Here is a 983-nt window from a genome sequence, read left to right on the forward strand (position 1 = left end):
TGCTACTTATGATATTGATAAACGTAGCATGTGGACTGTAGGTGTTTACCACGATGTGACTTCAAACCTGAAACTGGTTGCTGAATACTCGCAAATGGAAGATGAATTCCACAGCGGTGGCGAGTTAGACACTGACGTATTAGCTATCGGTGGTTTCATCAGCTGGTAAGCAGTTATTTTCTAAACCTCCGGGTTTAGTTTAAAACTGATAAAAAGCCTCAACCTTCGGGTTGGGGCTTTTTTTTAGCTTCTGACGTTTTCGGAAATCAAAAGCTACGTTATGCTAAGCCGATTATGCTAATAACCAGGTTAAGAGGTATGTATGTCTGACAGCAGTATTTCTGTTTTACCGTTTATCCACGCTATCAAAGATACCATAAACAGTCATGCAGATGAAATTGCGCATTTGGATCAGGCGATTGGCGATGGTGATCACCTGATTAACCTGCAGCGGGGAATTGACGCATTGCTGAAAAACCGTGATGAACTGGAACAACTGGACTTTTCAGCCGCGTTGAGCAAAATCGGGTTGACATTGATGTCGACCATGGGTGGCGCATCGGGATCATTATTTGGATCCATGTTTGTCACGATGGGTAAAACAGCCAAAGAGAAACCTGTTGCATTGGAAAGTATCAGCGAGATTTTTACGGCGGGCGTGGAATCCATTAAAGCCCGTGGGAAAGCTGATATCGGTGAAAAAACCATGCTGGATACCCTGATTCCAGCCTCAACCAGTCTGCAGGAGAGCATGACCCATGAAGCCGAACTGTCCATTGCACTGGAGAGTATGAAACAAGCGGCAATTGAAGGGATGGAATCGACGGAGGATATGCTCGCCACCAAAGGCCGAGCATCATTTCTCGGCGAACGCGCCCGGGGCCATATCGATGCCGGTGCCCGCACCAGCCAGTTGATGCTGTGTGCTATTGCTGATGTGATTCTTGAAAATGGTTAACCACAGAGACACATAGGGCACAGAG

At 46.5% G+C, this 983-nt stretch carries 1 protein-coding gene and 1 pseudogene; both read left to right on the top strand.

Going from position 1 to position 983, the window contains the following annotated elements:
- Positions 1-169, top strand: a pseudogene (locus B3O33_RS01030) (porin); the annotation flags it as partial.
- Positions 170-322: 153 nt separating this feature from the next.
- The gene (dhaL, locus tag B3O33_RS01035; RefSeq protein WP_292361953.1) at positions 323-958 is read left to right on the top strand and encodes a dihydroxyacetone kinase subunit DhaL; all 636 of its coding nucleotides are present in this window, start codon (positions 323-325) and stop codon (positions 956-958) included.
- Positions 959-983: the final 25 nt, after the last annotated feature.

It is taken from the genome of Methylophaga sp. UBA1464, from assembly GCF_002325665.1.
Taxonomy (GTDB): Bacteria; Pseudomonadota; Gammaproteobacteria; order Nitrosococcales; family Methylophagaceae; genus Methylophaga.